The organism is Microbacterium sp. MMO-56, assembly GCF_037146215.1.
Lineage (GTDB): Bacteria > Actinomycetota > Actinomycetes > Actinomycetales > Microbacteriaceae > Microbacterium.
The window spans coordinates 1-749 of sequence record NZ_JBBCVW010000053.1 but is presented as its reverse complement, the minus strand read 5'-3'; the positions used below and the strand labels follow the sequence as shown (position 1 = coordinate 749).

The window sequence follows — 749 nt, the reverse complement described above, 5'->3', positions numbered from 1 at the left end:
CACAACGTCGTCACGGAACTCGGACGGGTAGGGCTTGGGCACAGCAACATCCTTCCAGGCCCACCCCACGGGCAAGCCAGATCAGATGTCACCTACTCGTGCAGCAGTCCCTTGCGCAATCGGGTTGGGGACCTCGATGGGCTCTGTCGATAGTGCGAGATAGGTTCGACTTCCCGTCGCGGTGGTGTCGGCTGTAGTGAGTCGGTGGATGCGGTCGGTTCGGGCTCCGTACACGAGTACGAGCAGCGCGGCGACTCTCGTCGCGAGATTCACCGTGTGGTCCGTTCCGGCGATGAACTTGCGAATCAGGGCGTGATGTTCGTCCTCCTCGCTGATCTCGAGTAGTGCCCCGTAGCGTGGTGTAGCCCACGGTGGCCGGCTCGTCGCTCGCGACGTAAGCGCGGTCACCGTGTGATCCTTCGAGAAGTCTCTTACCTCCACTCGAAAGGCATCATCACGATGACCGCACTTCATATTGTCGACCCTGCGAGCGTGCTTGCTGAAGCCCTGACCGACGCGTCGCCGGATCTGATGCGCAGCCTGCTCCAGACCACGATCAACGCGCTGCTGTCTGCGGACGCGGACGCCGTTGTCGGCGCGGAATGGGGCAAGCCCAGCCCCGACCGCACGGCGCAACGCAACGGCTACCGGCATCGCGACCTCGATACGCGTGTCGGCACGATCGACGTCGCGATCCCGAAGCTCCGCACCGGGACCTACTTCCCGGAATGGCTGCTGGAGCGCCGGAA

The 749-nt window shown here is 63.7% G+C and carries 1 protein-coding gene; it reads left to right on the top strand.

What is annotated here, in order from left to right; genetic code table 11:
* Nucleotides 1–459: 459 nt before the first annotated feature.
* Nucleotides 460–749, top strand: a 290-nt coding sequence (locus WFI00_RS17750; protein WP_336633533.1) for a transposase, incomplete at its 3' end; no start/stop codon positions are given.